This is a genomic window from Candidatus Cloacimonas acidaminovorans str. Evry, from assembly GCF_000146065.2.
In the GTDB taxonomy this organism is placed as follows: domain Bacteria; phylum Cloacimonadota; class Cloacimonadia; order Cloacimonadales; family Cloacimonadaceae; genus Cloacimonas; species Cloacimonas acidaminivorans.
Window position 1 is genome coordinate 1,749,147 of the sequence record NC_020449.1, and the last position, 16,650, is coordinate 1,765,796.

13 protein-coding genes are annotated in these 16,650 nt (G+C 39.2%); 3 read left to right on the forward strand and 10 right to left on the reverse strand.

Going from position 1 to position 16,650, the window contains the following annotated elements; translation table 11 throughout:
* Positions 1-22: 22 nt before the first annotated feature.
* Together CLOAM_RS07150 and phnC are read left to right on the forward strand one after the other, a co-directional pair.
* Positions 23-949 carry a phosphate/phosphite/phosphonate ABC transporter substrate-binding protein gene (locus CLOAM_RS07150; RefSeq protein WP_157860022.1) on the forward strand — a complete coding sequence of 309 codons (927 nt, stop codon included), beginning with the start codon at positions 23-25 and terminating at the stop codon, positions 947-949.
* Positions 946-1,698 carry a phosphonate ABC transporter ATP-binding protein gene (gene phnC, locus CLOAM_RS07155; protein WP_015425227.1) on the forward strand — a complete coding sequence of 251 codons (753 nt, stop codon included), beginning with the start codon at positions 946-948 and terminating at the stop codon, positions 1,696-1,698. The genes CLOAM_RS07150 and phnC overlap by 4 nt, the downstream gene beginning before the upstream one ends.
* Positions 1,699-2,396: 698 nt before the next feature.
* Here the strand turns inward: phnC and CLOAM_RS07160 are convergent.
* From CLOAM_RS07160 to rsxC, 9 genes are all read right to left on the reverse strand, one after another.
* Entirely contained in the window at positions 2,397-5,204 is a 2,808-nt protein-coding gene (locus tag CLOAM_RS07160) for a T9SS-dependent choice-of-anchor J family protein (RefSeq protein ID WP_015425228.1), read from the reverse strand.
* Between the two features lie 218 nt (positions 5,205-5,422).
* Positions 5,423-7,597 (reverse strand): ABC transporter ATP-binding protein, encoded by a 2,175-nt coding sequence (locus tag CLOAM_RS07165; RefSeq protein WP_015425229.1) that lies wholly within the window; start codon positions 7,595-7,597, stop codon positions 5,423-5,425.
* The gene (locus tag CLOAM_RS07170; protein ID WP_015425230.1) at positions 7,597-9,348 is read right to left on the reverse strand and encodes an ABC transporter ATP-binding protein; all 1,752 of its coding nucleotides are present in this window, start codon (positions 9,346-9,348) and stop codon (positions 7,597-7,599) included. The genes CLOAM_RS07165 and CLOAM_RS07170 overlap by 1 nt, the downstream gene beginning before the upstream one ends.
* A 363-nt stretch (positions 9,349-9,711) precedes the next feature.
* Positions 9,712-10,575: an RnfABCDGE type electron transport complex subunit B gene (locus CLOAM_RS07175; RefSeq protein ID WP_015425231.1), complete on the reverse strand. Its 864-nt coding sequence runs from the start codon at positions 10,573-10,575 to the stop codon at positions 9,712-9,714.
* Between the two features lie 14 nt (positions 10,576-10,589).
* Entirely contained in the window at positions 10,590-11,192 is a 603-nt protein-coding gene (locus CLOAM_RS07180) for an electron transport complex protein RnfA (RefSeq protein ID WP_015425232.1), read from the reverse strand.
* Positions 11,192-11,782 (reverse strand): electron transport complex subunit RsxE, encoded by a 591-nt coding sequence (rsxE, locus tag CLOAM_RS07185; RefSeq protein ID WP_044279050.1) that lies wholly within the window; start codon positions 11,780-11,782, stop codon positions 11,192-11,194. The genes CLOAM_RS07180 and rsxE overlap by 1 nt, the downstream gene beginning before the upstream one ends.
* Positions 11,779-12,369, reverse strand: coding sequence for an RnfABCDGE type electron transport complex subunit G (locus CLOAM_RS07190; RefSeq protein ID WP_015425234.1), 591 nt, complete (start codon positions 12,367-12,369; stop codon positions 11,779-11,781). The genes rsxE and CLOAM_RS07190 overlap by 4 nt, the downstream gene beginning before the upstream one ends.
* Positions 12,366-13,469 (reverse strand): RnfABCDGE type electron transport complex subunit D, encoded by a 1,104-nt coding sequence (locus CLOAM_RS07195; RefSeq protein ID WP_044279052.1) that lies wholly within the window; start codon positions 13,467-13,469, stop codon positions 12,366-12,368. Before CLOAM_RS07195 ends, CLOAM_RS07190 begins: the two co-directional genes overlap by 4 nt.
* Before the next feature lie 9 nt (positions 13,470-13,478).
* On the reverse strand, positions 13,479-14,792 hold the full coding sequence (rsxC, locus tag CLOAM_RS07200; protein ID WP_044279054.1) for an electron transport complex subunit RsxC: 1,314 nt from the start codon (positions 14,790-14,792) through the stop codon (positions 13,479-13,481).
* 121 nt (positions 14,793-14,913) lie between these two features.
* Between rsxC and CLOAM_RS07205 the strand changes: the two genes are divergently transcribed.
* Positions 14,914-15,120 carry a hypothetical protein gene (locus tag CLOAM_RS07205; RefSeq protein WP_157860023.1) on the forward strand — a complete coding sequence of 69 codons (207 nt, stop codon included), beginning with the start codon at positions 14,914-14,916 and terminating at the stop codon, positions 15,118-15,120.
* 263 nt (positions 15,121-15,383) lie between these two features.
* On the opposite strand, the gene CLOAM_RS07210 is transcribed toward CLOAM_RS07205, so the two are convergent.
* Positions 15,384-16,634, reverse strand: a complete 1,251-nt coding sequence (locus CLOAM_RS07210) for a glyceraldehyde 3-phosphate dehydrogenase NAD-binding domain-containing protein (protein ID WP_015425237.1) — start codon at positions 16,632-16,634, stop codon at positions 15,384-15,386.
* Between the last annotated feature and the right edge of the window lie 16 nt (positions 16,635-16,650).

A 16,650-nucleotide genomic window follows, 5' to 3' on the forward strand; every position in this document is an offset into this window, starting at 1 on the left:
ATTCATTGAGGAGCTTATGCCAATGTGCAAAAAGTATATCTGGCTTGCCTTCGTGGCACTTTTAATATTTGGTTGCGGAACCGAAGAAAGCCGATTGGAAAAAGCCAATAGAAAACTTGGTTCTAAACAGAATCCGATTAAAATGTATTTTGTTCCTTCTCTGGAAGCAGGAAAAGTTGTTTCCAGCGGAGAAGCAATAGCCAATTATCTGGAAAAAGAAACCAGATTACATTTTAAAGTAGCTGTTCCTACAAGTTATGCCGCCGTAATTGAAGCACTGGGAACTTATCAGGCGGATGTTGCCTGGCTGCCAACTTATGCTTATATTTTAGCTAAACAAAAATATGATGCGCAAGTGCGATTGATGACTGTCCGCAATGGCTTAACCAAATACAGAGGACAGTTTGTAGCCCGTAGTGATAGTAAAATTAATTCTCTGCAGGATATTGAAGGAAAAATAATTGCCTACACGGATGCCGCTTCCACTTCCGGTTATATTTATCCTTCCGCTATCTTAAAACAAAGGGGTATTACACCCAAAGATTATTTCTTTGCAGGAGGTCATCCCCAAGCTATTTTAGCGGTTTATAGTGGAAGAGCGGATGTGGGTTGCAGTTATTGGTCGCCACCTGATGCCAAGGGAAAACCAATGGATGCCAGAGAAAAACTCCTGGAGACCTATCCCGATGTGTTTGAGAAAGTTAAAATAGTTGATTATACTGATTGGATTCCCAATGATACGGTAACTTTTCGGAAAGACCTTCCTCCCGAAATGGAAGGTATTATCGTGCAGGCATTATATCGCTATGCCCAAAGTGCGGAAGGGAAAAAGGTTCTGAAAGCTCTTTATGATATTGATGGCTTGGAATATGCCTCCGATAAGGATTACGAAATTGTGCGCACAACCCTTAAGACAATGAATATGGACCCAGCCGAATTGCTTAAATGAATCCAAACAGTAATTTGCTTCAAGTTAATAACTTAAGCAAAAGTTATGACGGTAAAAAATGGGCATTGGAAGATTTATCTCTAAAAGTGCAAGAAGGGGATTTTGTAATTTTATTAGGACTTTCCGGCAGCGGAAAATCTACTTTGCTGCGTTGTATCAATCGTCTTATTGAACCAACCAGGGGACAAATCCTTTTTCGCAATGAAGATATTCTGCAACTTAAAGGAATAGAGCTGAAACATTATCGCCGCCAAATCGGAATGGTTTTTCAGCAATTCAACCTAGTGAAAAACCTCACCGTCCTCACCAATGTTTTAACCGGACGCTTAGGATATCATTCCTCTCTTTCACCTTTCAGCAAAGAGGATTATGAACTGGCAACACAAAATCTGGAAAAAGTGGGCTTACAGGATTTTGCCGATAAACAGGTAAAATTCCTTTCCGGAGGACAACAACAAAGAGTTGGTATTGCACGTGCCTTAATGCAAAAACCTTCTTTAATTTTAGCCGACGAACCGGTAGCCAGTTTAGACCCTGCCACAGCCGATTCCATTATGCAATACCTGGGTGAAATAAACCGGGAAGGAATTTCTATTATCTGTTCATTACACTTTTTAACTCTGGCACGCAGGTATGGAAATAAGGTTTTAGCTCTGAAAGAAGGACATAAGGTCTTTGAAGGAATTCCTAACCAAATTGATAATATCCGCTTTAAAGAAATTTACGGTCAGGATGCTGAAGAAATCTAAAGATGTTTTTAATTCATAATTTCGGTGCTAACTCCCGATATAAACAATAACAATTCCCGCTTGTTACAAAGATTACGAGCTCTTTCTTTTTGCTCGCTAAAATGCTTAATGACCAAGTAACAATTCCGTAACAACTCCGTAACGAAATTACGGAAGTGTTACGGAAGTGTTACGGAGTCGTTACTTAATCTTGTGGGTTTCAATAAATTACGCATTTGAACTTAAGTTCGGGAAAAGATGAACAATCTGGACTGTTAACCTTATATGATACAACTAATTAGCTTTTTTTTTATCACGAAAATAAAGAAATATTTTTTACCTTAAACCCAAATAATGCAGTTGAGGGAAAATGGGTTGGCAAATATTTTCTTTAACAAAGAAACTGGAGGTTTCCAAAGAAATTTATGCCTTTAGCATTTGCCGAATCGGAATTCGGCAACCCGATTGCTAAATATATCTTTTTATTATTTCTCCTGCACTATTGGAATTAAATTATATCATTTTTAGATGAAATATTGCCTTGTCATTCCGCACTCGTTGGGGAATCCATTTTCAAAAAGGAAGGGATTCCTGTTTTCTCAGGAATGACAGATGGTTTGTCATTTATAAAATTATATATAAAAAGCCCCGAATTTCTTCGGGGCTTCATTATTTTTCCTTATTAACTCGTTAACCTGTTAACCTGATAACTCTTTTACCTACTTGGCTAACAGCATTTTAAGGGTAATAGTTTTACCGGCATTATTTACGCGATAGAAATATATGCCGCTGGCTACGGACTTTTGATTATCATCAGTGCCATTCCAGACAACTTTCTGATAACCGGCATTCATCGTTTCATTAACGAGGGTGCGGACTAATTGACCTTTCAGGTTATAAATTTTCACGCTGGTTTGACCGCTGGCAGGAATACTGAAACTGATAGTTGTTTCGGGATTGAAGGGATTAGGATAATTCCTGGCATCCAGAACCAAAGGAGGAAGAGTAAGATCTTCTCCTGCATTTCCGCCCTGAATTATTGCCCGCACCATAATTTCACCAGTTGTAACCGGTTCCCAGGAACCGCTTGTATTTTGATAACTGAAGCCGTTTGAACTTGTATCCAAGCCAATTTGAGAAGCGCCAGATGTCTCAAATAAAGCGACATAGAATGCCTGGTTGTTCAAATGAGCCGGTGTGGGCAAAGTAATAAAGTTCCATCCGGCAACAACTGAAGCTGCAGGATATTGATACTGGGTAACAAGTTGAGCTCCAGGCATTCCATTCGGTCCATTAGCATCATAAACGCGAATAACGATACCCGCAGTTCCCAAAGTATGAACATACACTTTTACATATTTAAGGTCATATTCATCGTTGCATTCAAATTTAACTGCCATCTGTTTAGTAGCACCCACACTAAATCCCTGTTCTGCTGTTCCGTCATCGTGATTGATTTCATAATGCCCATCGGGTAGAATGAAAACACTTACCGTGTTGGAAGCACCGGATTCAACAGTTCCATACATAGCAGTTACATAATAAGAATGAGGACCACCAGGGACTTGAGTATCGGTGTAAGTTAATACATTACCATCAACAGTAGCCACATAACCGGCATCACGATAAACCTTATAACCGGTAACATCACGTCCTCTCACAGGTTCGGTATAATGAACACCAAATTTACCTTCCGCAAAGGAATTGTTCATTGGCAATTCACCCAACACATATTCTTTCCCTGTGGCATCGGCTACATAAACCTGAATAGTCCAGTTATATGTAAGCGAAGCACTTTCAGCAGTAAGAGTATGCCAATTATTGTTCATATAAATCATATTGCCATAACCCTCAACTTGAGGTCCGTTATCACAACCTGCAGGATAGCCGCCTGTTGCATTGCAACGGTATCCAACCATAATTGTGGTCGCTGCGGGAATAGTATATGGTGTAGTGAGGATCACTTCATTCCATACATCTTCAGTAATAGTAGGAACTGCCTGATCATAAACTAATACACCTGCTGCTCCTGTCCAAATGCGAACGGCATAAGAACATAGAGTTGTAGGTTCTGCAGGAACGAATTTAATCTTGGTAATATTCATTCCCACATAAGGATAGATACTATTCGTTTCCCCAATGGCATCCCATTTGGCAGCTACACTAAAATCGGCAACTCCATTGGTGCCAATAGAATTACCGGCTGGTTCACCACAGTAATAAATCCAGCCCTCTTCGCCACCTCCGCCTCCACTACCAGGTTCATTCCAGGTAAGGGTAACTGAGTTTCCGGAAACAGCAGCTGTCAGATTTTCGGGAGCAGCAATAAATACATCATTATAGACCCTGAAGTCATCAATAAACATTCCTACTCCATCAGGAGTATCTGCATCGGACTTAAAATACCAGCGGAAAATAGCTGTTTCACCGTGGTATTCGGTAATAAAGAAACTTAACCCAAATCCCTCGGTCATAGATTGCCAGGCATCTTGCAGGCCTGTATACACATAATTATTTCCTTCGGGTGTCCCGTAAGGATTGCTCATTGCATACCAGGTATTTCCACCATCTACAGAAATTTCCCAGCCAAAATAATCCACTTCCGGGAAGGTATTCGGATCATTGTAACTTCCCTTCACCATAAAGTCCACCCACATATCTCCACTATTAGGTAAAGTAACAGGAGGACTGACTAAATAGTTCAGCATATTAGTATTATAACTGCCGGAAGCATTTTGGCAGACAATACAATGTGTAGGTGAAGGAGCTGTAGCATCAGTTGCTATATGCCAAAGGTCTTCTCCAACAGGAACCAGAGAAGAATAGGTCATTTGACCATCATCTACTCCGTTATTGCTGTATCCACCAAAACTGATATCATCAACCATCATTCCATACATTGCAGGTGCATCGCTTGTGCAGTAAGCCGGATCGGAAGCAAAAGCAAAACGGATTTTCACACTTTGTCCCACATAAGCACTAAGGTCAAAAGTGCAATTAGTCCATTCCCGAACTCCACCCCAACCGGGAATTCCCTGTCCTTCGCCATGTTCAAAACCGAAGGAATAAGCGGAAGTACAATCATAAGCAGGATTTCCGGAAATAGGTGTCCAAGTAGCTCCGCCATTAGTGGAAATCCTTACATTACAGGCATCCCAACCATTCCAAGGTGCAGTAGCCCCCGCAGGGTCTTCTACATTGTGACGCATTTTGAAAGTTAAAGTTGCATTGGCAGAAGTTAAAGTTCTTGCCGGGGTATCCAAAACAAGGTATTGATGATTATAATAACCACCAATATTACTTCCTTGAGCCAGAGCCGGGTCTCCCATCCACCAGACATTTCCCTGGGTTCCGCCAAAATTGTAAATATGCCAATTATTAGGTGAAACCGTAGCATCGTAATGAGTCCAGCCAGGAGCCCCGGATTCAAAATCCTCACCATAAGCAATAACCTGATAGCGATTGCCGTCGGCAAAGATTGCTGTTACGAGTGTAAGGGCTAAGATAATCAGCCAATACTTTTTCATTGATCCTCCTTATAGATCAAGTAATGTTTTTTTTCTTTTTATTGTTGCACCGGAAGGTTGATATCCTCGTCTACCAAAAAGGATATCGTTTTTCCGCAATTAAGCACTCTCTATATATAGGGGAGCACAAAAAGTCATTCTGGTGACAAAAAATCAATCCCCATAATTATATACTATTTCAAACCCGCAATTTTGTCAATCACTTTTTCTGCGCAAGCTCAATTTCGGGTATACTGTAACCTGTATAAGTCATAATATAAGCCCTGTTTATCAAGAAGTTCAAAATGCGAACCTTCTTCTACAATTTCACCTTTATGCAACACTAAGATGCGGTCTACATTTTGAATGGTAGAAAGACGATGAGCAATTATTATAGAAGTTCTACCCTTAATAACCTTATTTAAAGCATCCTGAATAAGAAGTTCGGTTTCAGTATCAATATTGGAAGTTGCCTCATCCAGAATAAAAATGGAAGGATTGTAAGCCAGCACTCTGGCAAAGGCAATAAGCTGTCTTTGTCCTGTAGAAAGAGTTGCCCCTCTTTCCATAACCGGTTCGTAATAACCCCGAGGTAATTGACTGATAAATTTATCGGCATTAACATATTTTGCCACTCTGATAATTTCCTCATCGGTAAGGTCATTATTGTTGAGAGCTATATTATCTTTTATATTTCCGGAAAAGAGGAAAACATCCTGTTGCACGATTCCTACATTTCTGCGCAAGTCAGCTAAAGAATAGTTATGTATATCTTTACCATCAATCAAAATTCTCCCTTTCTGGAAAGGATACATTCCCAAAATCAGGTTTACAATAGATGTTTTGCCGCTGCCTGTATGCCCAACGAGGGCAATTTTTTCTCCCGGAGCAACCTTAAAAGAGATATCTTTAAGAACCCATTCTTCGTCATTATAGGCAAGCCACACATTTTGAAATTCAATTTCGCCTTTCATTTTTATGTTTTTATGCATTTCCACTCTATAATCATCAGGGGTAAGCGATATTAAATTGAATATTCTTTCTGCACTTGCTAAAGCGCTCTGTAAGAAATTAAATTTATCCGAAAAATCGTTTATGGGCTCAAAAAGTTTACTTATATATTGAGTGAAAGCCATCAATAAACCGATGGTGATTACATTTTGCAGTATTTTTCCACCCCCATACCAAATGATTAAAGCAACAGCAATCTGAGAAGAAACATGAATGATAGGACGGAAAAAAGCAAATAAGCGTATCTGCTTAATGGAAGCAAGATAATATTTTTGATTGATGGTGGCAAATTCCTGACGCTTATGAAAGTATTGATTAAAAAGCCGGATAATTTTCTGCCCTTCAATATGTTCTGCCAAAGTAGCATTTAGAACTGCAAGATGTTTTCGCACTTCCCGATAGACAACTCTGGTTTTTTTCCGGAAAATAACAATTACCCAAATTACTAAAGGTAAGATGCTAAAACTCACTAAAGCCAAACGCCAGTTCAAAGCTAACATTAATATCACAATTGTAATAATTAAAATAACATCCTGAATTAGAGTTATAACTCCTGAAGCTAACATTTCATCAATGGCAGCAATATCGTTTGTAACCCGGGTAACTAAACGCCCTACAGGATTTGTGTCAAAGAATTTGGTTGGCATTTTTTGCAGATGGGCAAAAACATCGTGTCGTAAATCAGCCATTGCATTTTGCGAAAAATAGGCAGTAATAACAGTTTGAAAATAACTGGCAATAAAGCGTAAAGTAATAATAGCCAAAAAGATAAGAGCTAAAATCAACAGCTTTTGAACTGTCTCATTCCGCACTTTCAAACGCTCTTCCTTGGGTAATTTGTTTAGTTCTTTTTTGGGAACTGCAATTGTTTTTGAGCCGATTCTATACCATCCGGAAAGATTTGGTGTATCAGGATGTAAATTTTCCGGCAGATACTTCTTTAAGATGTTAATATTCTCATCCTTATCGCTTAGCAGAAATACCGTTTCTGCTTTTAGGATTCCTTTTTCTTGTAAGTACTCCAGATCAGTACGATTTATTTTATTACGGTCTTTAGCATTGATAATTACAAAGTGATTTTCACCATATTTATATTCTTTGAATCCCAGTTTTTGATAGCGTTTGATAAAATTTTGATAATCATTTTCCCCGGCAAAAACGGCAATGGACTTATCGGAAACGATATGATCATCAATAGCCGATCTTTGAATTAAAGGAATAATAACTTCAGCACCAGAAATCAACAATAAAAATAGGAAAGAAAGAATAACCCACTTGAGGTAGGGTTTCAAGTAACGAAGCATATTACTTAAAAGCCGTTTATTGTAAATTTTGGTTTTCAGTTCATCTTCAACATAGTTACCTTGTCCCATAGAACCGCCACCGCTGCCACCACCATGCATTATTCTTCTTCTCCTTCCAAGCGTGCTCTAATTCTTTGTTTTTCGTAGAGGTCTTTATACAATCCACCTTTAGCCAGAAGGTTTTGATGAGTTCCCTGTTCTGCAATAATACCTTCATTAATCACGATTATCAAATCAGAATGTTGCAGGGAAGAAATGCGGTGGGCAATGATAAGAGTTGTTTTCCCTTTCCGAATTTCAATTAAGCTGTTCAGAATGCGCCGCTCGGTTTTTGTATCCACTGCTGAAAGAGCATCATCCAAAATCAATATATTAGGATTGGTAAGCAACGCTCTGGCAATAGCTACGCGTTGTTTTTGTCCTCCGGAAAGAGTAACACCTCTTTCTCCCACAACGGTTTCAAATTTCTGTTCAAATTCCATTATTTCATCATAGACCTGGGCAATACGAGCCGCCTCAAAAACCTCTTCATCGGAAGCCTCAGGATTGCCCAAACGAATGTTATCGGCAATAGATTCTGAAAATAGGAAAATATCCTGAGGAACAAGAACAATATCTCTGCGCAAAACATTCAACGGAATAGTATACAGCTCATAATCATCTACATAAATACTATTTCGCGGAGGATTGTAGATCCTTACTAAAAGTTCAATTAAGGTAGTTTTACCGCAACCTGTAGGACCAACGATTGCCAGTGTTTTTCCTACTTCAATACCTGCTGTGATGTCTTTAAAAATTAAAGGCAGATTATCGCTATAGCGGAAAAATAAATTCTGAAATAGGATTTTACCTTCCAGATGTGTTATGCGTTCATCCGCAAAGACATCATCAATTTCGGGTTTTATTTCAAATATTTCATTCAACCGTTTCAGAGAAGCAGTTCCTCTTTGATATATATCTACAATCCAACCAATAGCAATCATAGGCCAAACAAGCATTCCGAGATATTGGAAGAAAGCAATGAAGCCACCTACACTTATTTCTCCCCGAATAGCAGATTTGCCTCCAAAGTAAATAGTAATAATCATACTGATGCTTACTATGAAACCCATAAAAGGATGAAACACGCCTGCAATCTTGGCAAGAGCAATATTTTGATTTACAAAATCGTGAGAAACATCATCTATTTTTTTCAGCTCCGTTTTTTCCTGACAGAATGCCTTCACTATTCTGATACCGGAAATGGTTTCCTGAACTTTACCGCTTAAAATGGCAAAACTTTCCTGCACAGCTCTAAAACGGGTATGCACTTTTCTGCCGAAATACATAACAGTTAATGATATAATAGGCATAGGAATAACTGCCAGCAATGTCAGCTTGCCATTGATAGAAATCATAAAAGCAAAGGAAGCAATAGTCATTAAAACAATATCCATTGCAGAGATTAAACCCATTCCAAAGAGCATCCGAACTGCATTCAGATCGTTTGTGGCATAAGCCATCAAGTCACCTGTTTTGCTTTTATTGAAAAAATTTTGGGATAAGGTTAACAGATGATCGTAAAAATCCTGTCTTAAACTTTTTTCTATACTATGTGAATTGCCAATGATCAGAACTCGCCAAAAAAACCTTAAAACCATTACCGCAATGGCAAAGACAAAGATAATTAAGGCAATCCAAATCAAACCCCCTTGATCTATTGTCCTTTCTTGAATATGATCTATGGCATATTGCATTACTTTGGGAACAGCAAGCTGCACCAGATCCACCAGAATTAACATTACCAGTCCACCCAAAATTCGGGTGTAGCTCTTCTTCAAATAAGGAAGAACAGCATCAAAAGTTCGCATTTTACTTCCATCATAATTTTTAGTTTAGGATGCCTATAGACCTTGCTTTCCCCTTGCCCTTAAAGAGTAAAGTTAAATGTCAACCTTTACAATTGGGCTTTTTTGTCAAACCTTTTATCCTTGAGATGATGAGATAGAGAGGTGGTGAGTTAGCTCTTTTTTTGTGCCTTTATAATTCATAAGCACCATTCAGGATATAGAAAGGAATAAAATTCTGAAGGTGCTAATGACTTCTATTTTACAGGAAGAACGATGTCCTCGTCGTTTTACTTACAATCTGACTATGTAGCTTATGTTCCTGATTCTGCTTTCGCAGGAATAACAAGCGGCAGGAAGTGTAATTTCCTGTGGTTGATGAAAAAATCAACCTTCCGGTCGTGAACCTGCTTTCAGGTCTATAATAGCTTTGGTAGGGCAAACAGTAGCACAGGTTCCGCAATCGGTACATTTACCGTAATCAATCCTGGCGATATTATTCTCTACAGTAATTGCCTCAGCAGGGCATTTTTTGGCACACAAACTACAGCCAATGCAGGGTTTATCGGCTCCGCAATTTTGTTTGGGCAACGGATTTTTATCTTTGGAACTGCAGGAAATAAACACATTCATACTTTCGGGAACCAGCATTATTAATTTGCGCGGGCAGGCAGTTACGCAAGCGCCGCAACCTGTGCATTTTTCTCTATCAATAACTCGCATACCTTCATTGTCAATACTGATAGCGTCAAATTTACAGGCAGCTATGCAATCATTAAAACCAACGCAACCATAGGAGCAAAGATTGGGTCCGTCGGCAATATTTACTGCGGAAAGGCAGCTTTCAATTCCCTGATAAGCATATTTCCATTTAGTATTATTTTTACCGCCACTGCTGCAATGAATTACGGCAATTTTTTTATCTATAGCAGTTGCTTCTTTACCCATAATTTGAGCTATTTTTTCTACTACAGCAGGACCTCCGGGAGCGCATAAATTCAAGTCCTTTCCTTCATTCACAATAGCTGTAGCATATCCTGAACATCCAGGTTGACCACAAGCGCCACAATTAGCTCCGGGCAAAACCTCTATAATTTTTTCTATGCGTTCATCAACGGTAACGGGAAAGACCTTGGAAGCAAAGGCAAGAATTAGCCCAAAAATCAAACCCAGAGAACCCATAATAGCAACCGGCAACAAAATGGCAGAAAAACCGGTTGCAGCCATTGGAACAACAATTAGATAAAGCATATTTCACCTTTCCTTTAAAACTTCATTCCCATAAAACCGTAAAAAGCCAAAGCCATTGTTCCGGCAAGAATTAAACCGCTGGGCATTCCACGCATACTTTTTGGCATTTCCACCATTTCCAAACGTTCTCTAATTCCCGCCATTGCCAAAAGGACAAAAGTGAAACCAACGCCTGAAAGAAAGCCGTTTAAGACAGCCCAAATGAAATTGTAACGCGTTCCATCCGCCAAAGGAGTAATATTCAGAATAGCCACACCTAAAACGGCACAGTTGGTTGTAATTAAGGGAAGATAGACGCCCAGGGATTTATACAGAGCAGGAGAGTTCTTCTTAATAAACATTTCTACAAACTGCACCAACGCTGCAATTGTCAAAATAAAAGCCAGGGTTTGCAGATATTCCAGTTCAAAAGGAACCAGGATGTATTGATAAATCAAATAGCAAAAAGCAGAAGCCAAGGTCATCACAAAAATAACAGCCATCCCCATTCCGAAGGCAGAATCCATTTTTTTGGAAACCCCCAGGTAAGGGCAAAGACCTAAGAAACGGGAAAGAACAAAGTTCTGGATTAAAATGGCAGAAATTGCCATTGTGAAAAGTTGTCCAAGGAATCCCATTATTTTTTCTCCTTCAGCATATTCATCAATGCCATCAAAAGTCCTAAAGTGATAAAAGCACCTGGAGCAAGCAAAGTAATCAGCATCGGATCATAAGTTTTAGGCATAACTCTCATATTCAACCAGGTGCCATTACCTAAAATTTCCCGGATTGTAGCAACAACCGATAGAGCAAGAGTAAACCCCAGCCCCATTCCAATGCCATCGGCAATGGAATTGATTACATTATTCTTATTGGCATAAGCTTCGGCTCTACCCATTATGATACAATTCACTACAATCAACGGAATAAACAGACCCAAGGATTTATGCAAAGCCGGTAAATAAGCAGCCATACACATATCCACAATGGAAACGAAAGCTGCAATTACAATTACATAAACAGGAATACGGATTTTATCGGGGGTTATATTTTTAATCAGCGAAATAAAGATATTGGAACAAATCAATACAAAAGTTGCTGCCAATCCCATTCCAATAGCATTATTTACAGATGTGGAAGTTGCTAAAGTAGGGCACATCCCCAATACAATCACGAAAGTAGGATTTTCTTTTATTATGCCCTTGGTTAATTCTTTCATAAAGCTCATTTGTGCACCTCTTCTTCTGCCTGTGTTTCTATGGTAGAGGCAGATTTTTCCTGAACCAGTTTTTTTAACAATTCTATGGATTCTTTCAAGGAATTGGTTACTGCCCGGGTAGTGATAGTAGCTCCTGTTATAGCTTTTATACAATTAGGAGGAACGCCACCATCTTTATCTACAATCAATTGTTCAACCGATTTACCTTTGAATTGAGCGGTAAATTTAGGTTGGGTAGAATTTGTTCCCAAGCCGGGTGTCTCTGTTTGTTGAATTACTTTAATAGCTATAATGTTAAAATCCTTATCTATGGCAGCCATTGTTTTTACAGGACCGTTATAGCCATTTTTTTCTGCCGTAAAAACATAGCCCTTCACATCTTTAGTTTTATTATCTTTAGCTATGTAATAGGTGAAGTCCCCTTTTATTTCCTCAAAATCGCTATCCGGAATCAATTGGCGACGGGTTTCTTCCGCTTCTTTTTGTTGTATAGAATCAATTTGAGGTTTAGTAAGGGAATTCACATAAGCCAAAAGTGCAGTTGCCACTACACAAAAGGCAAGTAATATTAAGCCAAGCTGTAAATATATTTTCATTTTTTTACCCTCCCAAATGCTTTGGGCATAGTAAGTTTATCAATCAAAGGGGTCATTACATTCATAAACAAAATGCTGTAACATACGCCTTCCGGATAACCACCCCACAAACGAATAACCATAGTTAAAATTCCACAACCGATGGCAAAAATTATCCTTCCGCTTTTCGTTAGCGGTGTTGTTGTATAATCCGTTGCCATAAAAAAAGCACCTAACATCAAACCGCCGGAAAAAATATGGAAAAACGGCAATAGCGGACTGAAACCTGAACCTTTCAGCGGAGCCAAAAAGAAAGAGAGCACAAATACAGTTCCAATATAGAAAAGGGGAATTCGCCATTCAATTATGTTCTTATAAAGCAAATAAGCCGCACCTAAAAGCAAAGCAAATACGCTAACTTCACCAATGCAACCACCAATATTGCCCCAGAAAAGATTTTTTAAGGCAGACAAATCGGTTAAGTTGGTAAAAATACGATTTGCCAAGTCAAAACCTTGACCGGCATTTGCACCAAGCGAAGATACAAAACTGCTGTCCCTTAAGGTTTGAGCTACTTTTAAGGGAGTAGCGCCTGTTACCAGATCGTATGCCTTGGGAGATAAATTTTGCAGGTTTACAGCTATCAAATTCGGATCGGTTATTCCGCTTAAAGTTCCACTTTTAGGTTTTGCCCATCCGGCTGTCATTATGGTGGGCCAGGAAGCCATTAAAAAAGCTCTGCCTAAAAGAGCGGGATTAACAGGATTATTGCCTAAACCGCCAAAAACCTGTTTGCCAATAGCAATGGCAAAGGCAGCTCCCAAAACAGGAACCCACCAGGGAGCTCCAGCATTGATATTATAGGCAAGCAGCATACCTGTTAAAAAAGCACTGCCATCGGAAACCGTAATCGGAACTTTGCGCAATTTTTGAATTATTGCCTCTGTTACCATCGCTGAAACAGCGCCTAACAGAGTTAATAACAACGAATTAAAACCCCAATAATAAATAGCGAAAATTAAAGCGGGAGTTAAAGCCAGCACTACATTCCACATCACATTTTTAGTTGTGGTTTTATCGTGAAAATGAGGAGCCGGGGAAACAATAAATCTATCTTTCATTTTCTTCACCTACTTTTTTGCTTCAGCATAACGAATTTTGCCGGTATCAATATATTGCACCAAACGAATTTGAGCAGGACAAACATAGGCACAGGCACCACATTTCATACAATCATTCAGCCCTGATCTGACAGCAAGTTTTTGATTGTCGTATTTTACGGCAGAAACAATCATACAGGGAACCAAATTCAGCGGGCAAACATCTACACAGCGGGCACAACGCAAACAATTTCCTTCTTCATTTAAACGGGCATCTTCAGTATTCATTAAAACCAATCCGCCGCTTCCTTTTCCCACTGTTGCCTCTAAAGTGGGAAGAGCAAAACCCATCATTGGTCCGCCACAAATAACTTTTCCTACTTCTTCTTTTGTTCCTCCGCAAAAATCAACGAGTTCGGAAAAAGGAGTTCCAATCCTGGCTAAAAGATTTTGGGGCTTTGTTACGGGAGAACCGGTTACCGTTATTACTCTTTGAATTAACGGCTTTTGATAACGAATCGCTTCATAAATGGCAAAGGCAGTTCCTACATTTTGCACTACAATTCCAACTTCCAAAGGAAGACCACCGGCAGGAACTTTTCTTTTGGTAGCCGCATAGATAAGCTGTTTTTCGGCACCTTGAGGGTAACGCAATTTTAAGGGAACTACCTCAATATGGGGTTCATTTTTAGTCAGTTCCTGCATTTTAGCAATGGCATCGGGTTTATTGGCTTCAATTCCAATCATTCCTTTTTTAGCACTTAAAATTTTCATTATCAGTTTTAAGCCGATTATGATTTCTTCACCTTTTTCCAGCATCAAACGATGGTCGCTGGTTAAATAGGGTTCGCATTCTACTCCGTTCAAAATAACCGTATCTATCGGTTTATCTGCAGGAGGAGAAAGCTTTACCAAAGTTGGAAAACCTGCACCACCCATTCCGCAAATACCGGCTTCACCAATTCTTTTTTTCATTTCTTCCAGGGGTAAATCCATAAAATTCGGTTCATCAACAAGTTCTATCCATTTGTCGGAACCATCTCCGGTAATTTGAATTGCCATAGAACTGGAACCTGTAGCATTAGGAAAACGGTTTATGGCTGTAACTTTTCCGGAAATTGAAGAATGTTGAACCAGCGACACATAACCTGTTGCTTCCGCAATTTTTTGACCTGTTAAAACCTCATCACCCACAGCTACAATTGGCTTTGAAGGTGAGCCAATATGCTGGGAAAGATGAATAATTACTTTTTGGGGTATTGGAGCTTCAGTTATAGGCACAGAGGCACTATACCTTTTTTCATCCGGAGAATGAACACCTCCGGGAAATGTTTTCAAGCGCATTAACACTCCCTTTGGCTTGAATTTTTCAAGTCCTGATAATCAATTTTTGGTCGCATTTTTATAGATACGCATTTATAGGCAAGTAAATTTTTCTCAAGTGGGAACAAATGACGAAGGCAAAATGAAGAATGAAGAGGGAAAAAGCGTAAGCGAAGCAGTGAGAATCGGACAGAGATATTTTCAAAGGGAAGGAAAATTAGATTTTTGTTTGTTCCTTAATCAATTCCCATCATCAACCCAACCTTTAGGATGGGTTGTTGGCAGGGAACAAGTAAAAATATGTTCAGAAAGGAACAAATGGTCTGATAAAACCAAACAACAAAATTGAAGGTATTGGGAGAGGGAAAATTCTGCTTTTCTGCACTATAAAAAAGGCAAATACAAAATTTATCAAAAAGAAGTTGCCGAATCGGAATTCGGCAACCTCAGGTAATAATATACCTTCTAAGTGGGTAAATTACATTCTTCAGGTTTAGCGCGGGTTTCCTCTTTTGTCTTTTTCACTTCACTCAATCACCCGTTAACCTGTTCCTTTGCTAACTTGCTTACCTCTTCATCCGTTCATCCGTTAACCTATTCACTCGTTAGCTTTTACAGCGTTTTTTCTTCAATGTAATTGGTTAATCTGGAAAGGCAATTGACATAAGAGCCAAGTTCATTATCATACCAGCCAAAGATTTTAGCATGAGTTACGGGCATTTCCAGAACTTTATCCGTAAGAATACCTTGTTCAGCCAGGGCTGATGATGGAATAGTAATAAAACCGGTGCGGGTATGTGTTTCATGTGCTTCAATAACAACTGCAGCCATAGTTCCAATCATATCTGCGGAAACATTTTGTCGGTTACTGATTAACAGCAGATCTTTTTGGGAGTTCTCAGCGGCTTTTTGATACACTTCATTGATCAGTTTGCGGTTTACTAACGGCTCTCCCAGCTCGTCCAGTTCCGTATGAAAAGTAACATTTAAGTTTATGAGAGAAACAGTCGTGGTAGGAATTCGGACGCTATCAGCCATAAAACCGATATGTTTAATATTGGGCATCACTTGTTCCAGGGCTTTAGTAACGCCGGTTGTGGAAAGAATTATATTATTTAAAACGCTTCTTGATTTTCTTAAGTCGGAAGCATCGGTTTTCGGAACACTATCCAAAATGGATTGAGTGTTTGTAGCAGAATGAATAGTACTCATAGAAGCGGTTAATATTCGGGAAGTTTTTTGATTTTCCAAAAGCGGTTTCAACATATGTGCCAAGCCGGTTGTAGTACAGGAAGCCGCTGAAATTATATTATGTTTTAGGGGATCATATTCCAGATGGTTAATGCCGTAAATCATTGTTTTGGCATCATCCGGAACCGTATTTCCGGATTTTATTTTAAAAGGTGCGCTGCAGATAACTTTTATGGCTCCCGCATCTAAATGTCCTCTTAAACAGGGTTTTCCAGAATCAGTGTGCATTGTAGGGTCCAGAAAATTTCCTGTGCAATCAACCACAATTCTTACCCCTTCATTAAGCCAGTTAATATCTTTAGGGTCACGCGCGGTTCTTAAAATTTTTACCGGTATTCCTTCAATTTCCAAAAGGGGTTCTTCAGCATCCAGGATTTTAATTTCCGCTTTTTTCCCTACAACTCCATAGAGAAACTTATGAATAGAACCGTAAGTGCTATCCATTTCAATAACTTGAATAAGGTCATCCAGGGTTTTGCCTACAATTCTTCCACAGTTTACCACAATTCCGTCAAAGTATTTAAGGTGTAACTGGTTCCATAACAGCAGTTTTCCAATTCTACCCAGACCGTTAATTCCGAGTAGTTTTTTGTTCCCTAAGTTCACTTTCATTTTGCTTTCTCCTTCT

What these genes read in the sequence shown, in the direction of transcription:
- CLOAM_RS07180 (WP_015425232.1), bottom strand. Translation starts at nt 11,192, where the DNA reads ATGGGATTCCTTGGACAACTTTTCACAATGGCAATTTCTGCCATTTTA.
- CLOAM_RS07210 (WP_015425237.1), bottom strand. Translation starts at nt 16,634, where the DNA reads ATGAAAGTGAACTTAGGGAACAAAAAACTACTCGGAATTAACGGTCTG.
- CLOAM_RS07160 (WP_015425228.1), bottom strand. Translation starts at nt 5,204, where the DNA reads ATGAAAAAGTATTGGCTGATTATCTTAGCCCTTACACTCGTAACAGCA.
- phnC (WP_015425227.1), top strand. Translation starts at nt 946, where the DNA reads ATGAATCCAAACAGTAATTTGCTTCAAGTTAATAACTTAAGCAAAAGT.
- CLOAM_RS07165 (WP_015425229.1), bottom strand. Translation starts at nt 7,597, where the DNA reads ATGCATGGTGGTGGCAGCGGTGGCGGTTCTATGGGACAAGGTAACTAT.
- rsxE (WP_044279050.1), bottom strand. Translation starts at nt 11,782, where the DNA reads ATGAGCTTTATGAAAGAATTAACCAAGGGCATAATAAAAGAAAATCCT.
- CLOAM_RS07170 (WP_015425230.1), bottom strand. Translation starts at nt 9,348, where the DNA reads ATGCGAACTTTTGATGCTGTTCTTCCTTATTTGAAGAAGAGCTACACC.
- CLOAM_RS07195 (WP_044279052.1), bottom strand. Translation starts at nt 13,469, where the DNA reads ATGAAAGATAGATTTATTGTTTCCCCGGCTCCTCATTTTCACGATAAA.
- rsxC (WP_044279054.1), bottom strand. Translation starts at nt 14,792, where the DNA reads ATGCGCTTGAAAACATTTCCCGGAGGTGTTCATTCTCCGGATGAAAAA.
- CLOAM_RS07150 (WP_157860022.1), top strand. Translation starts at nt 23, where the DNA reads ATGTGCAAAAAGTATATCTGGCTTGCCTTCGTGGCACTTTTAATATTT.
- CLOAM_RS07205 (WP_157860023.1), top strand. Translation starts at nt 14,914, where the DNA reads ATGAAGAATGAAGAGGGAAAAAGCGTAAGCGAAGCAGTGAGAATCGGA.
- CLOAM_RS07190 (WP_015425234.1), bottom strand. Translation starts at nt 12,369, where the DNA reads ATGAAAATATATTTACAGCTTGGCTTAATATTACTTGCCTTTTGTGTA.
- CLOAM_RS07175 (WP_015425231.1), bottom strand. Translation starts at nt 10,575, where the DNA reads ATGCTTTATCTAATTGTTGTTCCAATGGCTGCAACCGGTTTTTCTGCC.